Below are 21,004 nucleotides of genomic sequence, written 5' to 3'. Positions count from 1 at the left end.
ACGCGCTCAGAGATCCTCGGGCAAACGCTCGCTCCAGCGCCGCAGCCACGGCGCCACGCGATCGCCCACGCGCGGGAAGCGCGCCAGCAGTCCGGCCAGCGTCTGCATGTCCTGCCGCTTCCAGATGCCCAGCCACGGCGACAGCCCGACGAACAGCAGGGCGTACAGCGTCCCCGCGACGGCCTTGCTCCACATGCCCGGTACCAGGTGGACCAGCGCGAACGCGGGCAGCAGCGCCAGCCCTGCGGCCATGAACTGCGCCGCCAGCGCCCGGAAGGGGTAACGCACCTTCAGCACGCGCGCGGTGATCGCCGCGAACGCGAGGAAAATGACCAGTCGTGCGACGGCATGCGCGGCCACCGCGCCCATCAGGCCGTAGCGAGGGATCAGCAGCAACGCGGCGACCGCGGTGATGACGATCGCGCCGACGGCGAAGATGGCACGGAGTTTCTGGTTCTCCGTGGTGGCCAGGATCGCGGCGAACGCGCCTTCCGACAGGGTGAGGCCGCCGACGACCGCCATGGTCTGCAGTACCAGGATCGCAGGCGCGTAGTCGGTGCCGTACATCACCGTGATCACGGCTTCCGCCACGAACGCGACGGCACCGGCCAGGATGAGCCCGAGGAACGTGAAGTAGCGGACCGAGTCGGCGAGGATCAGGTTGACGCGTGCCTGGCCGCCGGCGCCGTACGCATGGCCCATGGCCGGCAGCAGCACGGTGGTCAGGCCCGACGACAGCAGGTCGATGCCGCCGCGGGTCAGCGAGGCGGCGATGACGAAGAATCCGACATCGGCCGCGCCCACCAGCGTGTTGAGCAGGTAGGTCTCGATCGACTTGTTGCCCAGCGCGTAGATGATCGTCAGCACCACCGTCCACGCGAGGTGCGGCTTCAGGCGGGCGAGCAGGGTGGCGTCCGGCACCGCGCGGTCGGGCCGGATGCCGGCGCGGCGCAGCAGCAGTGCGGCGGCGGCGATGTGTAGCAGGCTGATCGCGGCGAACAGGGTCAGGTAGGCCGACAGCGGTGCGCCCGCCAGTACCAGTGCGCCGACGCCCACCAGGTTGAGCGCGGTCATGCTGAGCGTGGAGACGGCTTCGATGTCGAAGCGTGCGTAGCCTTTCGCCACCGATACCGAGAACAGGTAGTAGGCCTTCCCCAGCAGGCTGACGAGGGTCACCGCGGCGAAGAACACCAGACTGCGCTCGCCCCAGCCGGCGGGCTCCAGCAGCGGCAGGCACGCTACGAACGCGACCGCCATGATGACCATGCAGAGGTGCTGGCGCCGCAGCAGCCAGCCGTGCACTTCGCGCGCTGCCTGTGGCTCGTCGCGCCCCAGGCTCTCGGAGATGAAGCGGATGCCGGTGGTGTTGAGGCCGTTGTTGGCCAGGACCACCAGCATCCCCGACAGCCACACCACGTACGAGTAGCCGCCGAAGGCATCGGGGCCGACCGCACGCGCGATCAGCACGCTGATCAGCAGGCCGACCGCGTAGTTGATGTACGTCGACCCGGTCATCAGCAGGGCGCCGCGGACGAGCGTGTCCTTGCGGAAGGCACCACTCATGGGGCGGCCCACGGTGCAGGACGGGGAGGAAGAGGCGTCACGCGATGCTCGATGGGCGGCCGGGATGATCCGGTAGGCGGGCGATGATAACGCGCTGCGGGCGGATCGGCCTTGCAGGTTCGCGTAGGATGCAGGCTCCTTTCCGTTCCCGTCGCCGCATCATGCAGACTGCCGTGTCCCGCCCCGCCAGCATCCTGCATGTGGTCGACTCCCTCGAGGTCGGCGGGCTCGAACGCGTGGTGACCGATCTCGCCATCGCGCAGCAGGCCGCAGGCAGCCGCGTGACGGTCTTCAGCATCGCGGACAGTGCGGGGTTCGTACCGGTTCTGGAAGCGGCGGGCATCCCGGTGCTGATGGGCGGCAAGTCCGGCACGCTGGACCGCAAGGTGCTGGCGCGGCTGCGCCAGGCGGCACTGGGCCAGCGGGTGCAGGTGGTGCATGCGCACAACTTCGTGCCCAACTACTACGCCGCCCTCGCGTTGCTGGGCACGTGGCGCCGTCCCGTGCTGGTGGGAACCTGCCACGACATGGGCATGCGGCTGGGCAATGCGCGCCTGCGCCGCCTGTACCGGCTGTCGCTGCTGCGGACGCAGCGGGTGGCCATGGTGGGACGGCAGGTGCATGAGCGCTTCGTCGGCGAGGGCTACGTGCGTGCGGAAGACGCCGAGACCCTGCTCAACGGCATTCCACTGGCGCCCTTCGCGGGATCGCCGCAGCGGCGCGAAGAAGCGCGACGCCGGCTCGGGCTGGGCGCAACGGACCTGGTCATCGGCCATGTGGGGCGGCTGGTCGAACTGAAGAACCAGAAGGCACTGATCGAATGCATGCCGGCACTGGTGTCCGAGTTTCCGCAACTGCGCCTGGTGCTGGTGGGCGAGGGGCCGACGCGCGAGGCGCTGCAGGCGCAGGCGGCTTCGCTGGGCGTCTCGGACCGGGTGATGCTGGCGGGCGCCCGCCATGACATATCCGATCTGTTGCCGGCCTTCGACGTGTTCGCGCTGCCCTCGTTCACCGAGGGCCTGTCCATCGCGCTGCTCGAAGCCTGCGCGAGCGGGCTGGCCATCGTCGCCACGGCGGTGGGCGGCAATCCCGAAGTGATCCAGGACGGCGTGTCCGGGCGGCTGGTGCCGGTCGGCGACACCGCCGCGCTGCAGGCCGCCCTGCGCGAACTGCTGGCATCCCCCGACCTGCGCGCGCAGCGCGGCGCGTCCGCGCACGCCTGGGTGGCGGCGCATGCCTCCATCGAGGCGTTGCGTGACGCTTACGCGGGCTTCTATGCGCGCGCCCTCGGCACGCGGACGTGAGCCGTCAGCCTTTGCCATGCAGGTATTGGAACGTGCGTTCCAGGCCTGCCTGCGTGGTCACCCGCGGTGACCAGCCGATCTGCTTGAGCGCGGCGTTGGCGTAGCGCAGCGGGCGGTACATCGAGCGGACCACGTAGGGCGTGAACACGGCCGGAAGCTGTCCCTTGGAGCGCCGGTGGTACCAGACCAGCATGCGCGACCCCTGCAGCAGCATCGGATACGGCACGGGAATCGTCCGCAGCTTGCGCACGAGCCTGCGGTACTGGCCCAGGTAGTGGCGACACGAGGGCAGGTCATCATCGACCACGTTGAAGACGCCGCCGGGCGGTGCCTTGAGCGCTGCGACCGCGACCGCGTCGGCGCAGTTCTCCACGTAGGTCAGCGGCAGCGTGGCGCCGCCTCCCAGGCTGAAGAAGAAGCCGAGCGCACCGATGCCGACGCGCGGCGACAGCGCGCCGCCGCCCTCGCCGTAGATGACACCGGGCCGCAGCACGACCGTCTCGAAACCGAATCGCGCGCGATACTCGTCCAGCAATTGCTCCTGGCGTACTTTCGCGTAGCCGTACGGGCCCTTGTCCACGCCGACGGTTTCCAGTGGGACCGACTCGTCGTGGACCGCATTGCGGCCCAGCCCGTCGGTCCGGTACACGGCGAACGAGCTGATCTGCACGACGCGTCGCACGCCGGCCGCACCTGCGGCTTCCAGAAGGTTGCGCGTGGCGACCACGCTGTTGGCGAACATGTCGGCGGCCGCGCCGCGCATGCCGGCCGCGGCATGGACCAGGCAATCGACGTCGGCGACGAGCGACGCCAGGGCGTCGCGCGCCAGCAGGTTGGCGCCCGCCCATTCGATGCGCGCCTGCGGGAATGCCGCGCGCAGTTCTTCGACGAGACCTTCGGGCGGACGCTGGCGCACGTGCAGGCGCAGGTCTTCCACGCCCTGCTGCAACAGACTGCGGGCGATGCGCTGACCGAGGAATCCGCCCGCGCCGGTGACCAGGACCTTCATGGTTGCTCTCCGATGTCCGCGACGATGGCATCGATCATCCGGCACACCCGCAGGATGTGCGCGTGCGGGATGGGATCGACGCCACGGTCGTCGTTGACCGCGTCGTAGAAGCGTGTCAGCAGGACGCGCATGGGCTGGAAGTAGTGGAATTCATGACGGCCGAAACGGCCCAGGTTGCGCATGCCGTTGCGCGCGAAGCGCGCCGACTGCACCCAGGCGGGAAACAGGCGACCGATGGCGCTGGGTTGGTTCTGGCGCGCGCTGTGGACCAGCGTGCGCGCGGCATAGTCCAGTTCCACGCTGTCGCGTGCGCCGACCACCTTGAGCGAATGCGCCACCGGACGGCCGTGCGCGCTGATCAGGCCGTTGGCGGTGACCTTGCCGTCGTGGATGAGGAAGCGCAGCTCGTCAGGCATCGCATCGACCATGGCGTTGCCGGTGGCGGCGCGGCGCCGGAAAGCGCAGGTGCGTACGGCGAAATCGTCGCCGATGTGCGGGACGATCTTCGCCAGCACGTGGTCCAGAACGTTGTGGAACAGCTTGCCGGGCAACCGGTGCACCCAGTGGCCGGGGTCGCCCATCACCGCCAGACCGTAGTCGCCGGACAGGTTGTAGCCGTAGTGGGTATCCAGGTGGACGATATCGCCGAGCCGGCCGGCATCCAGCAGCTCCGCGAGTTCGAGGCCCGGGGTCTCGAAGTTGTAGAGGTAATTGACGCTGACCCGGCGCCCGTTCGCGCGCGCGCAGTCCAGGATCGCGGCGGCCTCGTCGGCGGTCAGCGCGAACGGCTTCTCCATGAAGACATGGCAGCCCGCTTCCATCGCCTGCCGGGCGATCGGCAGGTGGGAATCGGGCGGCGTCGCCACGTGCACCACGTCCAGGCGCTCGTACGCGAGCATCGCCGCCAGGTCGGTGTAGCGGCCGGGAACGCGCATCCGCTCGGCCAGTTGTTCGACCATCAGGGGCTCGCGATCGCACACCGCGACCACGTCGCCGCGCCCGGTGGCGCGGATCTGCTCGACGTGGCCATCGGCGATCTTGCCGCAGCCGACGATTCCGATTCTCAGCACAGCGTGTGTCCTCGTGAAAACAGGGGTGGTCAGCGCCGGGTGCGCTTCCACGAACCGCGGTAGTTGCCGCTCGCATAGCGCCACGACGCCAGCAGGAACGCCAGGTTGAGGGCGAACAGGAACGTGGGGATGCGGAGCAGGGAGGGCAGCCGCACGCCGGCGAGGCTGGCGGCATACAACAGGGCGGCGCCCGCATAGGCGACGATCTGCAGCGATGCCAGCAGCAGCCACAGGCGCGACTGCGACGCCAGGATCAGGCTGGCGAACAGCGCCACGATCAACAGATGGGGCGCGACCCAGCGCAGCACCTTGTGCGAGAAATACGCGAAGCGCGTGGCGACCGAGGTGCAGAACAGATACTCGGGATGGCGGAACAGGGCCTGGAAGTTGCCGATACCGATGCGCACGCGGCGGTGGAACTCCTCGCTGATCGCATCGGGCGTGTCCTCTTCGGCCCAGGCCGCGGGCTCGTAGACCAGGCGCTGGCCGGCGGCGGCCACGCTCATCGCCACGCAGAAATCGTCGCAGATGGTGTCGGTGGCGAGCGGGGACCAGAACTCGCGACGGATGGCGTAGATCGCGCCGTTCGCGCCCAGCAGGCCGCCGATGCGTGCCTCGAAGAACTTGAGCACCTGTTCGACACGCCAGTACAGGCTGTCCTGGTTGTCGCCATTGGAACCGAGCAGGCGCAGCTCGCCGCTGACGGCGCCGACCTCGGGGGTGCGGAAGTGGGCGACCAGCCGACGCACCGCATCCTTCGCGAACAACGTATTGGCGTCGGAGAACAGCAGGATCGGCTCATGCGTACGCGCGACCAGGTCGTTCAGCACGCTGGCCTTGCCACGGTTCTCGGTGAAGACGTGCGCGTGCACGGTGGCCTGCCCGAAGCTGGCGAGGATCTCCCCGGTGCGGTCGTGGCTGCCGTCCGAACCCACGTAGATGTGCAGGAGTTCGCGCGGGTAGTCCAGCGCCAGCAGGTTGTCGATCCGCGAACGGATGTGGCGCTCTTCGTTGTAGGCGGAAATGACCACCGCCACCGCCGGCAGCACGCCGCCGCCGGGGTTGCGGCGTTCGCGCTTGCCCAGCACGTAGCGGACGTCGCGCAGGCCCTGCGCCAGGCCGCCGATGGCGACCAGCAGCAGCGGATAGAGCGCGTACGAGTAGACCACGGCGCCCAGGCAGCACGCCGCGAGCAGGATCAGGGCGGTTTCCAGCATCAGCTCACCTGCGCCGTCCTGGGCGCGTACGCGGGGCGCGGAATCAGATAGTCGCGATGCTGCCCCGGATCACCGGCCAGGCCGGCCTCGGCTGCCTTGACGATGTTGTAGGCCTCGCGTGCGCTGACGTAGTGCAGCTTCCACTCGCGACCGTCGTTGTAGCGCGACTCCAGGTGACTGAAGGCGCGGTCCATCGCCGGGCCGAGCAGCGTGTCCATGTCGCGTTCCTGCGTGCCGTGCGTATGCACCTTCACGAAGATCCACTCCGGCCGGCCTTCGACGTGGATGCCGGTGCGGATCCACGCGTCGATGCGCTCGGGCGTCGGCGGCGAACTGGTGCGGACATCGGCATTCTCGATGCGCGGCAGGATGCCGAACTTGCGGCTGTCCCAGCGCAGGCCCAGCGGGCCCTGGATCAGCAGCATGTCGCCGCTGCCGTCGCCACCGACGCGCGCGCGACGGCCCCGGTCGTGCGACTTCGGCTGGTCCGCGACATCAGTCGCGTAGTAGATGCTGTTGATGGTCCGGGTCTGGCAGGGATCGGGGGCGGCCGGCAGGGTGAAATCGGCGTAGCAGCCTTCTTCGCGCAGCACGATCAGTTCGTTGTCCACACCGCACATCTCGCCACTGGGGTGGCTGTTGTCCAGCGACCAGTTGCCATGGATGAAGCCCCAGCGCGGCTGGCCGGTGACCGCATCCACCGGCAGCGCGTCGTGGTCGCGCACCAGCAGCGAGGTGAAGCGCTGCAGCTTCTCGCGCAGGCCGGCCTCGGTATCGTCGTGGTGGTGCAGGTGGACGTCGATCTCGCCCAGCTCCATCCGGCACAGCTCCACCAGCGCATCCATGTGCTCGCGGCGGTACTCCTCTTCCGGATAGAAGAACGAGTGCACGGGCGGACGGCCGTCGGCATCGCGGTGCGACGCGCACAGCCGCGGGTACTCGCTGCGCCAGCGTGCCACGCGTGCCACTTCGGTCTCGTAGTCGGCAGCGGCCCACATCGGCTCGTAGTGGTCCACGAAGCAGAACATCACGTGCTTGGTGGTGCCCGCAGGTGGGCGCGCGATCGCCCAGTCGCGGCGCAGGTAGCTCCACAACCAGCCGAGGATGTTGCGTTTCCATACCAGCCGCAGGACGGCGGCCGCACACAGCACGAGCAGGGCGACGATGATGAAGGCGACGATTTTCATGGGGAGGAGGCAGGCCGGGAAGCGGGTACGCGGGCATCCCGCGTGGACGAGGGGGAGGAAGAGGACGGAGTGCGGACGATCATTGGACCATGCGCTCCAGCACGATGATGCCGTAGATGGCGGTGACGCTGGCGAACAGCAGGATCGTCGTGCGCATGACCCACGAGGGCAGGGGCGGCCACGGCGTGCCGGCCTCGGTCAGCGGGTGCGCCTTGCGGGCGCAGTACGCCGCGCTCGCGCAGATCGCCAACAGCAGGAACAGGTTCGGCGTATAGGTACGCGAGAGGAACCATGCGCAGGCCAGGAAGCCGATGAAGGATGACAGCAATATCGCCGCCAGCTTGCGGTCGCGCGAGCCGGCCGGCGCCAGATCGGCGACCTGGCGCAGACCCTCGTAGGCCAACACCAGCATCGCCAGCCAGAGGAAATAGCCCGGCAGGCCCAGTTCGGCGAAACAGAGGGCGAACGAGTTGTGGGCCGTCAGATGGTGGTGGTTGGTGAAGTTGCCGTAGCCCACGCCGAACACCGGGTTGCTGCGCATCATCTGCAGGGCTTCGTACCACGCCTCCACGCGCTCGTTGGCCGACTGCTCCTGGGTGGAGAAGCCGCGGTCGCCGCCGAAACTCAATGCGGTGGCGCCGATGCCCATCACGCCCAGCAGCATCACGGTGCGGAACGTGCCCAGCATGCGGCGGATGCCGAAGAAGAACAGGGCCGCGATGCCGACCAGGGCGCCGCGCGAGTGGGTCAGCAGGATCGTGTAGAGCATCACCGCCGTCGGTGCCAGCACCACCACCAGGTTGCGCATGAAGCTGCGCTTGCGGTACGCGCCCCACAGCATCGGCAGCACCATCACGATGGCCTGGGCCAGGTCGTTCGGGTCCGCCAGGAAGCCCAGGTGACGCACGCGCCACAGGAACACGCCGGTGGTGTCCTCGGCCGGGATCGGCAGTTCCTGCACCGACAGCAGGTCGGCCGGATCGTTGCCGGTGCCCTGGCGCAGCACCAGCTGGTCCATCATGAAGCCCGTATGGAACGCCGAGATGGACGTCAGGCAGACGATCGTCATGCACACCACCAGCGTCGTGCAGGCGATCTGCACACGCTGCGTGGTGGTCAGGTTGAGCACCGTCAGCACGAACAGCATCGCGGCGGTACTGAAATGGTATACCGCCAGTGCCGCACCACCGGTCCAGCCGGCGGCGATCTGCGACAGTCCGATGACCACCATCAGGCCGGCCAGCAGGACGAAGTTGACCGGGCGCGTGGCGACCCGGCCGGCGCGGAACGCATCGAACAGCGCGAAGCCCAGCGCCAGGAACCACAGCACCAGCATCGGTCGCAACGAGGCCAGATCGGGCGCGAACATCTCCACCGGGCGCAGGAACGTCATCGCCACGTAGAGGATGTACAGGAAAAAACCCATGGTGCTCGACGCTCCGACGCTGCCGCCGAGCGGCCCCTGGCTCTAGCAACGTAACAAGTGTCCCGGAGAGGCCATTGGCACCGTCGCGCCGCAGCCGCGCGCGGTGCGTGGCCGTCGTACGGCGGGCCATCCGCATGGCCGGATGCAGGCGTGTCTGACGTGATGCAAGGCATCATCCTCCGGAATTCCGTCCCATGCCGCAAGACAGTCCGATGCCGCTGAAGCGCGTGCTGTACCACCATCGCACGCAGGGCAAGGCAGTGGAAGGCGTGCACATCCGCGGCGTATCCGATGCATTGCGTGCCGAGGGCGTGGCGGTGGACATCATCTCGGTGCCGGGCGCCGATCCCTATGCGAGTCCGAAGGCCATGTCGCCGACCAGCTCGTCCAAGAGCTGGATGCGTGCGCTGACGCGCCTGCCCGAGCCGCTGTTCGAACTGGCCGAGATCGCCTACAACCTGGTCGCCGGCTGGCGCGTGCTGGCCTACCTGCGCCGGAATGCCGACGTCGACTTCATCTACGAGCGTTACTCGCTTTTCATGATCTCCACGGTGTTGCTCGGACGGATGCGTGGGCTGCCGGTCATCCTTGAGGTCAACGATTCGGCGGCGGTGCACCGGGTGCGCCCGCTGTTCTTCCATCGCGTGGCGATGGCGATGGAGCGCTACACGTTCCGCAAGGCGACCGGGCTGGTATTCGTATCCGCGGCATTCCGCAACCGCATCCAGGAGGCGCATGGCACGCTGGCACCGGCGATCGTCACCCACAACGCGGCCAACATCGACAAGTTCAGTTTCACCGAGCAGCAGCGCAGCGATGCCCGCGCGCAGTGGGGTCTGGAAGGCCACGTGGTCTGCGGCTATCTGGGCGCGTTCGTGCCCTGGCATGCGATCGACAAGTTTGTCTATGCGATCGCGGACCGCCTGGAGCAGGCGCCGCACCTGAAGCTCCTGCTGGTCGGCGACGGCGCCACCTATCCGGAGGTCAAGGAGTTCGTGGAGAAGCGTGGCCTGGCCGACCGCGTGATCCTGACCGGACGCGTGCCCCACGATGCGGTCCCCGGCCTGCTGGCCGCGATGGACATGGCCATCCTGCCCAGCGCGGGCGACTACACCTCGCCGGTCAAGCTGTTCGAGTTCATGGCCTGCGCCGTGCCGCCGATCGCGCCGGACTTCGAGCCGATCCGCGAGGTGCTCGTGGAAGGCAGCACCGGCTGGATGTTCCGTGCCGAAGATACCGAGGCGGCCGTGCAGGCGGTCCTGCAACGCAGTACCGATGCGGACGAACTGCGCCGCATCGGCCAGGCGGCACGTGCCTACGTGGCGGCCGAGCGGCAGTGGCGGCACAACGTGCTGCAGCTGTCGGACTTCTACACCGGTCTGAGCCAGCCGGCTTCCGCGGCCGCATGATCGACTTCCTGGCGGATCTTCGCTCCAAGCAGGCGCTGTACGAACAGTACGGGGACCGTTGCTCGCTGTTGCGTGCGGTGTTCACCGACGGCACGTCGGCCAATGCGCTCTATCGCCTGCAGGCGATGCTGGCGCGCGCAGGACTGGCGCCTCTGGCGCTGTTGCCGCACTGGGTCAACAAGGTGCTCAACGGCTGCGTGATCGGTGTACGCGCGCAGTTCGGGCCGGGCTTCGTGCTGATCCATCCGGTGGGCGTGGTGATCAATTCCGCGGTGAAGGGTGGCCGCGACGTGCGCATCGAGAGCGGCGTGGTGATCGGCGACAACCGCGGCGGCGTGCCGGTGCTCGCCGATGGTGTGTTCATCGGTTCCGGTGCCAAGGTCATCGGCGGCGTGCAGGTGGGCGAGGGGGCACGCATCGGCGCCAACGCCGTGGTGCTGCACGACGTGCCGGCGGGCGCGACGGCTGTCGGCATTCCCGCGCGGGTGCTGCCTGCGAGACCGGCGGCCGGCAGCGACGTCTAGGCGGCCGCGCCGCCCGGACTAGCGGCGTCGCGCCGCCAGCGCCTGTTCGCACACATCCAGGGTCTCGCGCGCCACGTCGTCCCAGGTGCGACGCATCGAGGCCGCGATGGCGGCGTGGTCCCAGGGATGGGACAGCGCCTGCGATAGAGCCTGCGCCAGGACGCTTTCGTCGCGGGGCGGGATGAGGAGGCCGTTGCGTTCGTCGATGATCTCGCGGGTGCCGCCGACATCGGTGGCGACGACGGGTACGCCGCACGCCAGCGCTTCGACGACGACGTTGGGATAGCCTTCCGACCAGCTCGGCAGGGTGAGCAGGTCCGACGCGCAGATCCACTCGGCCACCTGCTGGGGCTCCATGCCCCCCGGCATGACCACGCGCTGCTGCAGACCGGCGGTCTGCACCATGTGGTCGAGCTCCTCGCGCATCACGCCCTCGCCGACCAGCGCGAGCTGCAGCGAGGGATCGGAACCCGACAGCGCGGCGAAGGCGGCCAGCAGTTCGCGCAGGCCCTTCGATTCGACCAGGCGGCCGACATAGACCATCAGTTTCGCATCGGCGGAAACGCCCAGCTTCTGGCGCATCGCCTGGCGGTCGCGCGGATGGAAGACGCCGGTGTTGAAGCCGTTGACGACGGTATGCACACGCGCGGCCGGTGCACCGAAGTCGGCGATCGCGGTACGGCGCATCGCCTCGCTGACGGTCACCAGGGCATCGACGCCGGCCACGGTGCGGCGGGTGAACGCCGCGTTGGCGCCGGCGCGGACATGGATGTCCGAGCCCAACGCACCGGCGATGCACGGCACATCCAGGCGGCGTGCGCACTGCCACGCCGCGTAGGCATCCGGGTAGATCCAGTAGCCGATCACCACGTCGGGCGCGAACGCACGTACGCGCGGCGTCAATGCGCGTCCGGCCACGTACCCATTGGTGACGCGCGAAAGTCCGACCACGGCCGGGTAGGTGAAGGTTTCCACATCGATGCCGTCGGCCGAGTAGTCGGCGCCGGCCGTGCCGGTGAGGAAGTTGCGCGGGGTCAGGCCGGGAATGGCCAGATAGCGCGGCTGCTGGAAGAACACGCGCACCTTGGCCAGCTGCGACAGCGCGCGCGCCGTTTCGTGGATGTAGCGCCCGCGCGTGCGATCCTGCGGGATAGGCAGCATCGGGGTGACGACGGCGATTTTCAGCATGGCCCCTCCAGGGCGCGTGCGGATCGCCTCAACGGCGGTAGGTCAGGCGCAGGAACACCTGGTTTTCGTTGTAGGTCGGCGTAGTGCCGGTGGCCGACTCGCGCTCCAGACGGCGCACGTCCGCGCGCCAGTTCCAGTGGCGCGACAGGTCGTGCGACACGTACAGGCCGTACATCTTGGTGGTATCGCGCTCGTCGCTGTCGATGTAGTGGCGGCGGGTGGCGTTGAGCAGGGTGCCGAACGTCAGCAGGGGACGCGCGCGATAGCCCACGTCCAGGAAGCCGCCACGTTCGTCGCGGTCCTCGGTGTAGACCGACAGGGTGCTTTCATAGCGGAAGCGGCCGGTGAACGCGCTGGCGGTGGCGATCAGGCGTGCGCTCTCGTGCACGTACGACGCTTCCAGGCGGCGCTCCCGATACACGTCGGGGCTGACCATCGCGCCGCCGATGGCGACCCGGCCGGGCTCTTCTTCCTCGATCCCGCCCGCGCCTTCGGCGAGGTACGTCGCGGCGTCGGAGTACTCCCACGCGCCGGCCACGCGGACACGGTTGTTGGGGGTGATGGTCCAGTACAGCGAGGTGCGCACGAACGGCGCCGATGCCTCGTGTCCGCGCGTGAAGTCCAGCCACGCGTAACCGGCGATGACATTGAGGTTGAGGTCGGTCAGCCGGTGGGTATAGCCCACGAAGGCCGAGCGCCGCTTGTAGTCCTCGGCCAGGTTGTCGTAATCGAAGTCGACGTCCTGTACTTCCACGCCGGCGGAAAACTGCTGGGTCGTGCTGCGCTCCCATTCGGCGCGGAACGCCGCCGAGATGCGCGAGGAGTCGAAGTCGCGGCTGTTCTCCGCATACGAATCGACATAGCGCAGGTCGGTGCGGCCGCGCAGCGTCGGCGCCAGGTTGAACCGCAGCGTCGGACCGGTGGTGAACACGTTGGTGCGCTGCATGTTGCCCGGCGTATCGGCCGCACGCAGGTTGACCGGCTCCATGCCCAGGTGGTCGGACACCACCCAGTTGAGCCGTTCCGGCATGATCGTCCAGTCGACGTCGGCGTCCAGGTTGGTGCGCAGCTCGTTGGCGAACTCGCCGCCGAGGTAGTTGTAGTACTCGAGCCCGCCGGCGATGTCGGCGCGCAGCACCGAGCCGGTTTCGCTCAGCGAGAAGTTGACGCTGGGGATCAGCACGTTCTCGCTGATCGGGTCGGTCTGGCTGAGGTTGATGTTGTCGCTGTACTGGTAGCCCATGCCCAGGTCGTAGTCCAGGCGCCAGGCGGCCTTGGCCGCCGGCGGCGTGCAGGCCGCCACCAGGGCGAGGCTCAGAAGGGTTCTGCGCATGGGTGCCACCTCTACGGGATCAGGGCAGTTCGTTGAAGACGAGGCCGGCCAGCTTGTCGCTGTGGAAGTTGCTCACGGCCTTGGTGATGCGCTCGGGCGTGTCCCTACCGCTGCCGACCACCAGCACGACGAAATCCACCAGCTCGGACAGGATGCGGGCGTCCGGCGAGGCGGTGACCGCAGGCGCATCGATGAAGATATGCCGTTGCGCGTCTTCCTCCCGCAGCCGGCCGATCATGTCGCGCATCCGGCCCGAGGAGAAGTACTCGGCGCTGATGTGGGTCAAGCGACCGGCGGGGATCAGCTCCAGGTCCGGAATGCCGGTCGGGTAGATGACCGGATCGGCGGCCGGCATCTGCTGGTCGAGGTACTCGATCAGTCCGCCGCCGGAGGCGTCCACGCGCAGGTTGACGTGCTGCGAGGGGTCGCGCAGGTTGCAGTCCACCAGCAGCGCCGACTTGCTGGCGTGGAAGGCGAACGCCGCGGCCAGGTTGCAGGCCACGAAGCTGCCGCCCGAGCCGGGGCTGATGGGCGCGATCATGGTGATGAAGTTGTCGTTGCCACCCAGCGACAGCAACCGCGTGCGCAGTTCGCGAAACACGTCCACGTGCCGGTGCGCGGCGCCGTCGTGGTGGATCAGGCGGCGCTCTTCCAGCGGTTTGATCTGCTGGGCGCGCGGCTCGACGATGCGTGCGATCGAGGTGTTGCCGGGCTGTTGCGCCTGGTTGGCCGGGCGATGATCGTTGTTTTCCATGTTCATGCTTGCCTGACCGCCATATACCAGTACACGAGGACGTAGCAGACCAGGACGCCGGTGACCAGCATCGAGGCCATGGCGAACCGGACGCGCGTGCGGCGCTTCTCGCGCGCGGTCTCGTACGCGGGGACCGACACCAGCAGGGGCAGGCCGGTGTTGAGCGACTCCAGCGTCTTGGCCGAGCGGATGCGCGGGTCCAGGGTGACCAGCGCGAACAGCAGTCCCAGCGGTGCGAGTACGCCCAGGCCGAGGCCGGCGGCGGCGAAATGCAGCATGCGCAGGCCCGAAGGGCGCACCGGCAGCATCGCCGGATCCTGGATGCGGAAGGTCAGGCCGCGCTGTTCTTCATCCAGCACCATCGATACGCGCGCATTCTCGCGACGGCGCAGCAGGTCCTGGTAAAGGTCGCGGTTGACCTCGTAGTCGCGGGTCAGTTCGGCCAGCATGCCTTCGGAGGTGGCGATGCGCCGGCTGCGGTTGAGCTCGTCGTTCAGCATGGACTCGCTGGCGGCCATGCGCGAGCGCGTGGCGGCCAGTTCGCGGCGGGCGGTCGCCAGCTGGGTCCGCAGTTCCTGGTACAGCGGATTGATCTGCGCGTCGTCGCTCAGCGCCAGGCTGTTGCCCGACGGGCCCTGTTGCGTGCGGCGTGCTTCCTCGCTGGCCAGCTGCTGCTGCAGATCCTGCATCTGCAGGCGCACGCGGACCACGTCCGGATGCTTGTCGGTGAAGTTGAGGAGCAGCTGGTTGTACTGGTTCTGCAGGTCGATCAGCTGCGCGCGATACATGCTGGACCGCGACTGCACGGCCGACACCTCGGACTCGCCGGACAGCTGGGACACGAGCGCGCTTTCGCGCGACTGCTGTTCCATCATGCTCAGGCGGGCCTGTTCGACCTGCGCGCGCAACGCGTTGATGCGGGCGGTCGAGTCGGCCACGCTGCCGGGCTGGGCATCGATGTTGGCCGAGCGGTAGTCCATCAGGCCCTTCTCGGAGCCGGTCAGCTTGGCGTGGTAGTCGCGCACCTGCTTGTCGATGAACTCGAAGGCCTCGCGGCTCTCGCGTTCCTTGGCGGCACGATTCTGGGCGATGAACAGCTCGGCGAACTGCTGGGTCACTTCCAGCGTGCGGCGCGGGTCGGAGTCGTGGTAGTTGATCTGGATCAGTTCCGGCCGCGGCGCGTTGACCGTGGTGCGGCTCTTGATCTGCTCCATGATCCGGTCCTGCTCGATGGCGGACGGCTTGTCGGCCAGCCAGCCGCCCTTCTCCAGGATCATGGACATCACCTTGCGGCTGAAGATCACCTGCCGCGCCAGGCCGGCGCGGTCGGTGACTTCCGTCGCCACCGCACGGCCTTCCAGCAGCGGCTGGATGATGTCGCTGCCCTGCGCCAGGATGGTGGTGGAGGCGGCGTACTTGCGCGGCACCGCCAGGCCCACCGCAAGCGCGGCGAGGGCGATGAACGCGAATACCAGGGCCATGGCCACGCCGTAGCGGCGCATTTCGCGCAGCAGGACGGGTACCAGCTGGGCGATATCGTGGGTTTTTTCAGTCATTGGAAGGGAATTCGGTGGCGGCCGGGGTGCGCGCGGCAGTCATCAGAACGCGCGCTCGGGGACGATGACGACATCGCCCGGCTGCACATCGAAATTGCTGGCCAGATCGCCCTTCTGCAGGATGCGGTCCAGGCGGATCGCATAGGTGGCGCTGCTGTCGGCGTTCTTGCGGTGCAGGGACGTCTTGTCCGGGGCGGCGAACTCGTTGATGCCGCCGGCCGCCAGCACCGCGTCCAGCACCGTCATGCCGGGGCGGAACGGGATGGAGATCGGCTGCCGCACGGCGCCGGTCACGCGGACGCGCGAGAGGTACTCGTGGCTGCGCAGTTCGGTCAGGATCACGGCCACTTGCGGGTCGCGCACATAGGTCGCCAGCTTGGCCTGGATGTCGGCGGCGACTTCACCGGGCGTATGTCCGCCGGCCGCCACGTCGCCCACCAGCGGGACCGAGATCATGCCATCCGGACGCACCGGCACGGTGATGCCCAGTTCGGGATTGCGCCACACGGACACCTGGACGATGTCGTCCACGCCGATGCGGTAGTTGTCCACCGCGATCGTCTTCTGTTCGGGCGGCGCCGTCCTGCTGGCGGAAGAGCCCGTCGCGCAGCCTGACAGGATGAGCGCGCAGGTGAGGGCGGCGAGGCCGGCGAAGAGTCGGTTCATGGTAGTCCCCTGTTGGTGCGGATTGTCCTGAATAACGCAGGTAACATCACAATCCGGCCAGCGACGCCCCGTCCGTGGCCCTCAGGTCGCGTAGTAGTCGCGGTACCAGTCGACGAAGCGGCGGATGCCGGTCTCGATGGGCGTCGAAGGCGAGTAGCCGGTGTCCCGGCGCAATGCCTCGACGTCGGCCTCGGTGTCGGGCACGTCGCCGGGCTGCATCGGCAGCAGGCGCTTCTCGGCCTTCCGGCCCAGGCAGTCCTCCAGCACCTCGATGTAGCGCAGCAGCTGCACGGGCTGGTGGTTGCCGATGTTGTAGACCCGGTACGGTGCGCTGGAGGAGCCGGGATTCGGCTGCAGCGGGTCGTACACCGGGTCGGAGCCCGGTACGGTATCCAGCGTGCGGATGACGCCTTCGACGATGTCGTCGATGTAGGTGAAGTCGCGCGTGTGGTGGCCGTGGTTGAACACGTCGATCGGCGTGCCGGCCAGGATGTTGCGGGTGAACAGGAACAGCGCCATGTCCGGGCGCCCCCAGGGACCGTACACCGTGAAGAAGCGCAGCCCGGTGGTCGGCAGCGCGAACAGATGGCTGTACGTGTGCGCCATCAGTTCGTTGGCCTTCTTGGTGGCGGCGTACAGGCTGACCGGGTGGTCGACGCTGTCTTCCACCGCGAACGGCAGCTTGCGGTTCGCGCCGTACACCGAGCTCGACGAGGCGTACACCAGGTGTTCGATGCCCCGGTGGCGGCAGGCTTCCAGGATGTTGGTGAAGCCGACGATGTTGCTGTCGATGTAGGCGTGCGGGTTCTCCAGCGAATAGCGCACGCCGGCCTGGGCGGCCAGGTTGACCACGCGCTGCGGGCGGAAGTCGTCGAAGGCGGCCTCCAGGGCCGTGCGATCCTCCAGCGCGCCGCGCACGAAGCGGAACCCGCGCTCCGGCAGCAGGCGAGCGAGGCGTGCGTCCTTCAGGCTGGGGTCGTAGTAGTCGTTGAGGTTGTCGTATCCCAGCACTTCGTCGCCCCGTTCGAGCAGGCGATGGCTGAGATGCGAACCGATGAAGCCGGCGGCGCCGGTGACCAGAACACGCATCGGAGGGTCTCGTGCGGGAAGGAGCGGTTACAGGCAGTCGTCGACGGCGTCGCGCGGCAACGCGCGCTTCACGTCGAAAATCACCGCACCGGGCTTGCCGAGCGCGCGGACACCGTGGGCACCCCGTTCGACGAACTCCCGGTGCGCGACCGCAAGTACCACCGCATCGTACTGGCCTGCGTCCGGCTCTGCCACCAGCTCGAGCCCGTATTCGTGGCGGGCCTCGTCCGCATTCACCCATGGGTCATGCACGTCGACGCGCGCGTTGTAGCTGCGCAGTCCGGACACGATGTCGATGACGCGCGTATTGCGCACGTCCGGGCAGTTCTCCTTGAAGGCCAGTCCCAGCACCAGCACGCGCGCGCCGGCGATGGGCAGGTTGCGCTGGGCCATCAGCCGGGTGACGCGCTGGGAAACATGGCTGCCCATGCCGTCGTTGATGCGCCGCCCGGCCAGGATCACCTCGGGGTGGTAGCCGATCTGCTGCGCCTTGTGGGTCAGGTAGTAGGGGTCCACGCCGATGCAGTGGCCGCCGACCAGGCCGGGGCGGAACGGCAGGAAGTTCCACTTGGTCCCGGCGGCTTCCAGCACTTCGTGGGTATCGATGCCCAGTCGATGGAAGATCAGCGCCAGTTCGTTGACCAGCGCGATGTTGACGTCGCGCTGGGTGTTCTCGATGACCTTGGCGGCTTCGGCCACGCGGATGCTGCTGGCCTTGTGCGTGCCGGCGGTGATGATGCTGCCGTACAGGGCGTCGACGAAGTCGGCCACCTCGGCGGTGGAGCCGGAGGTGACCTTCACGATGGTCTCCAGCCGATGCTGCTTGTCGCCGGGATTGATGCGTTCGGGGCTGTAGCCGGCGTAGAAGTCGTGGTTGAAGCGCAGCCCGGATTCGTGCTCGATGATCGGGACGCAGGTTTCCTCGGTGGCGCCCGGATAGACGGTCGATTCGTAGATGGCGACCGCGCCTCTGCCGATGGCGCGGCCGACGGTACGGCTGGCCGACTCCAGCGGATGCAGGTCCGGACGCTTGTAATCGTCGATGGGCGTGGGAACGGTGACGATGAACACGTTGCATCCCGCCAGGGCGGCGGGGTCGTCGCTGAAATCCAGGCGCGGCGCGGCGCGCAGGTCCTCGGCGCTCATCTCCAGCGTGTGGTCGTGATGGTTGCGCAGGCCCGCCACGCGCCGGGCATCGATGTCGAAGCCGAGCGTGGGGAACGTGCGGCCGAACGCGACCGCCAGTGGCAGCCCGACGTAGCCCAGGCCGATCACGGCGATCCTGACCTGGTCGAGGGTGGGCAATGGCGCATTCATCGGTGGGGCGTTCCCTGTGCACTGCGATCGGAGTGAGAGTCTATAGGTGGCGCGGCCGCGAGTCGCGGAGGCACCGCCGCGTGATGGGCGGCCGGATGCACGTGGCCGGGCAAGGGATGGCCTGATCGCCACGTCGTTTTCGTAACTCCATCATGACTGCCCGCCGTGGAAGGCGGGTGACCAGCGACCGGGGAGTCGACATGCGGATCCTGTTGTGCGGTGGCGCCGGCTACATCGGTGCACATGCTTATGTGGTGCTCGTCGAGCGGGGCCACGATGTCGTGGTGGCCGACAATTTCAGCAACAGCTCGCCGGGCGTACTGGCCCGGCTGCAGCAGATCACCGGGCAACCGGTGCCTTTCCAGCCACTGGACCTGCGCGATCGGGACGCGGTGACCGGCTTCTTCGCGCGGCAGCACTTCGACGCCGTGGTCCATTTCGCGGCGCTCAAGTCGGTGGGCGAGTCGTGCGAGCGTCCGCTGGACTATTTCCACAACAACATCAGCGGCACGCTCAACCTGCTGCACGGCATGCAGGCGGCGGGCGTGAAGCGCCTTGTGTTCAGCTCCTCCGCCACGGTCTACGGCGACCCCGCAAGCGTGCCCGTGCGCGAGGACGCCGACCTGCAGGTCACCAACCCCTACGGCCGCACCAAGCTGGTGATGGAAGAGCTGATCGGCGACCTCTGCCGCAGCGACCCCGGGTTCCACGCGGCCAACCTGCGCTACTTCAATCCCGTGGGCGCGCATGCGTCCGGGCTCATCGGCGAGGATCCGAGCGGCATTCCCAACAACCTGATGCCCTACATCTGCCAGGTGGCGGTCGGGCGGCGCGGGCACCTGAGCGTGTTCGGCGGCGACTGGCCGACGCCGGACGGCACCGGCGTGCGCGATTACATCCACGTGGTGGACCTGGCGCGGGCACATGCCGATGCGCTGGATTTCCTGCTGCGCGAGCGCCGCAGCCTGACGGTCAACCTGGGCACCGGACAGGGCATCAGCGTGCTGCAGCTGGTCAAGGCGTTCGCCGGCGCCGCGGAACGGGAGATTCCCTATCAGATCGTCGATCGCCGCGCAGGGGATGTGGCCGAGGTCTACGCCGACCCGTCGCTGGCCAACGACGTGCTGGGATGGCGCGCCGAGCTGGGTGTCGATGCGATGTGCCGCGATGCATGGCGCTGGCAATCGCAGAACCCGCAGGGGTATCCCGCCGCGTAACAGGGGCCACGAACGTGACCGGGTTGGCATAAGCCGCCGCTGCGACGCCGGGTCGCGGGCTGGCGGTGTGCAGGGGATTGGCCGAAAATCCCCCGATCTCACATCGCCGGGATCCGCTTGCCTTCCGACGCCGTGCGCAACTTGGCGGAACAGAACCGCTCACGCTACGGCCTGCGCATGTACCGGATGCGCGCGCTGGGGCTGGGGCTCGGGTTCCTGTGCGTCGGCGCGGTGCTGTACGAACATTCCGCTTCGCCGGCGCTGTGGGCGCTGCTGGTCGCCAATGGCTTCCTGTGGCCGCACCTGGCCTACCTGCGGGTGAAGGCGCAGCGCAGCGAGCCCCTGCGGGCGGAATTCCAGAACCTGACCTTCGATGCGGCCATGGGCGGTTTCTGGATCGCCGCCATGCACTTCGACGCGTTGCCCAGCGTGCTGCTGGCGGTGATGCTGACGATGGACAAGGTCATCATCGGCGGCGGTCGCTTCGGGGTGCGCACGCTGGGGGCGATGGCGCTGACCTGTCTTGCCGCAAGCGCCGCCTGGGGCTTCGCGTTCGAGCCCTATACCAGCTATCCCGTGGTGCTGGCCTGCCTGCCGTTCCTGGCCATCTATCCGATGGCCATCGGCATCGCCACCCATGCGCTGGCACGCAAGGCCCGGCAGCAGAAGGACCTGCTGGAGCGGATGGCGCGGTTCGACGCGGCCACCGGCCTGATGAACCGGCAGCAGTGGCTGCACGCGGCGACCACCGAGCTCGGCCGCTTCCAGCGCGCCGGGCGCACCGCGGTGCTGGTGCTGATCGACATCGACCGTTTCAAGGACATCAACGATGGCTACGGCCACACCACCGGCGACGAGGTCGTCGAGGAATTCGCCCGCCTGCTGAAGGCCTGCCTGCGCGACGTCGATACCGGGGGGCGCTACGGCGGCGACGAGTTCGGTGTCGTGATGCCCGATACGCGCTGGGAAGAGGCCATCGTCGCGGCGGAGCGGCTGAGGCGACAGGTCGCCGCCTGCCCGTTCTCGGCGCGCGGCCTGCGTTGCACGGTGAGCATCGGGCTGGCCGAATCCCACGCCGGCATCGCGACGGTCTCGGACTGGATCAACAGCGCCGACAGTGCGCTGTACCGGGCGAAGGCCCAGGGACGCGACTGCATCGTCGTCGGCTGCTGAGG

General features: G+C 68.2%; 18 protein-coding genes. 5 read left to right on the top strand and 13 right to left on the bottom strand.

Annotation, left to right across the window (positions count from 1 at the left end; all coding sequences use genetic code 11):
* Positions 1-6: 6 nt before the first annotated feature.
* Entirely contained in the window at positions 7-1,563 is a 1,557-nt protein-coding gene (locus IB230_RS04710; protein ID WP_192269307.1) for an oligosaccharide flippase family protein, read from the bottom strand.
* A 173-nt stretch (positions 1,564-1,736) separates the two neighbouring features.
* Here IB230_RS04710 and IB230_RS04705 point away from each other — a divergent pair, with 173 nt between their 5' ends.
* Positions 1,737-2,867 (top strand): glycosyltransferase, encoded by a 1,131-nt coding sequence (locus IB230_RS04705; protein ID WP_192269304.1) that lies wholly within the window; start codon positions 1,737-1,739, stop codon positions 2,865-2,867.
* Between the two features lie 4 nt (positions 2,868-2,871).
* Here the strand turns inward: IB230_RS04705 and IB230_RS04700 are convergent, their stop codons facing one another.
* From IB230_RS04700 to IB230_RS04680, 5 genes are all read right to left on the bottom strand, one after another.
* The gene (locus IB230_RS04700) at positions 2,872-3,876 is read right to left on the bottom strand and encodes an NAD(P)-dependent oxidoreductase (RefSeq protein WP_192269301.1); all 1,005 of its coding nucleotides are present in this window, start codon (positions 3,874-3,876) and stop codon (positions 2,872-2,874) included.
* Positions 3,873-4,946, bottom strand: coding sequence for a Gfo/Idh/MocA family oxidoreductase (locus IB230_RS04695; protein ID WP_192269298.1), 1,074 nt, complete (start codon positions 4,944-4,946; stop codon positions 3,873-3,875). The genes IB230_RS04700 and IB230_RS04695 overlap by 4 nt, the downstream gene beginning before the upstream one ends.
* Positions 4,947-4,975: 29 nt before the next feature.
* The gene (locus IB230_RS04690; protein ID WP_192269295.1) at positions 4,976-6,163 is read right to left on the bottom strand and encodes a glycosyltransferase family 2 protein; all 1,188 of its coding nucleotides are present in this window, start codon (positions 6,161-6,163) and stop codon (positions 4,976-4,978) included.
* Complete coding sequence (locus IB230_RS04685; protein WP_192269292.1) at positions 6,163-7,350, bottom strand: hypothetical protein; 1,188 nt, start codon at positions 7,348-7,350, stop codon at positions 6,163-6,165. Before IB230_RS04685 ends, IB230_RS04690 begins: the two co-directional genes overlap by 1 nt.
* A 79-nt stretch (positions 7,351-7,429) precedes the next feature.
* Positions 7,430-8,776, bottom strand: a complete 1,347-nt coding sequence (locus IB230_RS04680) for an O-antigen ligase family protein (protein WP_192269289.1) — start codon at positions 8,774-8,776, stop codon at positions 7,430-7,432.
* A gap of 194 nt (positions 8,777-8,970) precedes the next feature.
* Here IB230_RS04680 and IB230_RS04675 point away from each other — a divergent pair, with 194 nt between their 5' ends.
* Together IB230_RS04675 and IB230_RS04670 are read left to right on the top strand one after the other, a co-directional pair.
* Positions 8,971-10,185: a glycosyltransferase family 4 protein gene (locus tag IB230_RS04675; protein ID WP_192269286.1), complete on the top strand. Its 1,215-nt coding sequence runs from the start codon at positions 8,971-8,973 to the stop codon at positions 10,183-10,185.
* Positions 10,182-10,709: a serine acetyltransferase gene (locus IB230_RS04670; protein ID WP_192269283.1), complete on the top strand. Its 528-nt coding sequence runs from the start codon at positions 10,182-10,184 to the stop codon at positions 10,707-10,709. Before IB230_RS04675 ends, IB230_RS04670 begins: the two co-directional genes overlap by 4 nt.
* Before the next feature lie 18 nt (positions 10,710-10,727).
* Here IB230_RS04670 and IB230_RS04665 read toward each other — a convergent pair whose 3' ends face one another.
* The 7 genes from IB230_RS04665 to IB230_RS04635 form a co-directional block, all read right to left on the bottom strand.
* Positions 10,728-11,897, bottom strand: a complete 1,170-nt coding sequence (locus IB230_RS04665) for a glycosyltransferase (protein WP_192269280.1) — start codon at positions 11,895-11,897, stop codon at positions 10,728-10,730.
* Between the two features lie 28 nt (positions 11,898-11,925).
* Positions 11,926-13,230: a hypothetical protein gene (locus tag IB230_RS04660; protein WP_192269276.1), complete on the bottom strand. Its 1,305-nt coding sequence runs from the start codon at positions 13,228-13,230 to the stop codon at positions 11,926-11,928.
* 19 nt (positions 13,231-13,249) lie between these two features.
* Positions 13,250-13,984 carry a CpsD/CapB family tyrosine-protein kinase gene (locus IB230_RS04655; protein WP_192269273.1) on the bottom strand — a complete coding sequence of 245 codons (735 nt, stop codon included), beginning with the start codon at positions 13,982-13,984 and terminating at the stop codon, positions 13,250-13,252.
* A 2-nt stretch (positions 13,985-13,986) separates the two neighbouring features.
* Positions 13,987-15,540 (bottom strand): XrtA system polysaccharide chain length determinant, encoded by a 1,554-nt coding sequence (locus tag IB230_RS04650; RefSeq protein WP_192269267.1) that lies wholly within the window; start codon positions 15,538-15,540, stop codon positions 13,987-13,989.
* A 42-nt stretch (positions 15,541-15,582) separates the two neighbouring features.
* On the bottom strand, positions 15,583-16,206 hold the full coding sequence (locus IB230_RS04645; protein ID WP_192269264.1) for an XrtA/PEP-CTERM system exopolysaccharide export protein: 624 nt from the start codon (positions 16,204-16,206) through the stop codon (positions 15,583-15,585).
* Positions 16,207-16,287: 81 nt separating this feature from the next.
* Positions 16,288-17,295: an NAD-dependent epimerase gene (locus IB230_RS04640; protein ID WP_192269261.1), complete on the bottom strand. Its 1,008-nt coding sequence runs from the start codon at positions 17,293-17,295 to the stop codon at positions 16,288-16,290.
* Positions 17,296-17,322: 27 nt separating this feature from the next.
* Positions 17,323-18,612 carry a nucleotide sugar dehydrogenase gene (locus IB230_RS04635; RefSeq protein WP_305077268.1) on the bottom strand — a complete coding sequence of 430 codons (1,290 nt, stop codon included), beginning with the start codon at positions 18,610-18,612 and terminating at the stop codon, positions 17,323-17,325.
* Positions 18,613-18,812: 200 nt separating this feature from the next.
* Between IB230_RS04635 and galE the strand changes: the two genes are divergently transcribed.
* Both galE and IB230_RS04625 read left to right on the top strand, forming a co-directional pair.
* A complete protein-coding gene (galE, locus tag IB230_RS04630) occupies positions 18,813-19,829 on the top strand; it encodes a UDP-glucose 4-epimerase GalE (protein ID WP_192269258.1) in 1,017 nt (338 codons plus the stop codon).
* Between the two features lie 117 nt (positions 19,830-19,946).
* Positions 19,947-21,002, top strand: coding sequence for a diguanylate cyclase (locus tag IB230_RS04625; RefSeq protein ID WP_192269253.1), 1,056 nt, complete (start codon positions 19,947-19,949; stop codon positions 21,000-21,002).
* Positions 21,003-21,004: the final 2 nt, after the last annotated feature.

Origin of the sequence: Pseudoxanthomonas sp. PXM01 (assembly GCF_014851815.1) — a bacterium.
Taxonomy (GTDB): Bacteria; Pseudomonadota; Gammaproteobacteria; order Xanthomonadales; family Xanthomonadaceae; genus Pseudoxanthomonas_A.
The sequence above is the reverse complement of the archived record's forward strand: the minus strand, read 5'-3'. Positions and strand labels throughout refer to the sequence as shown.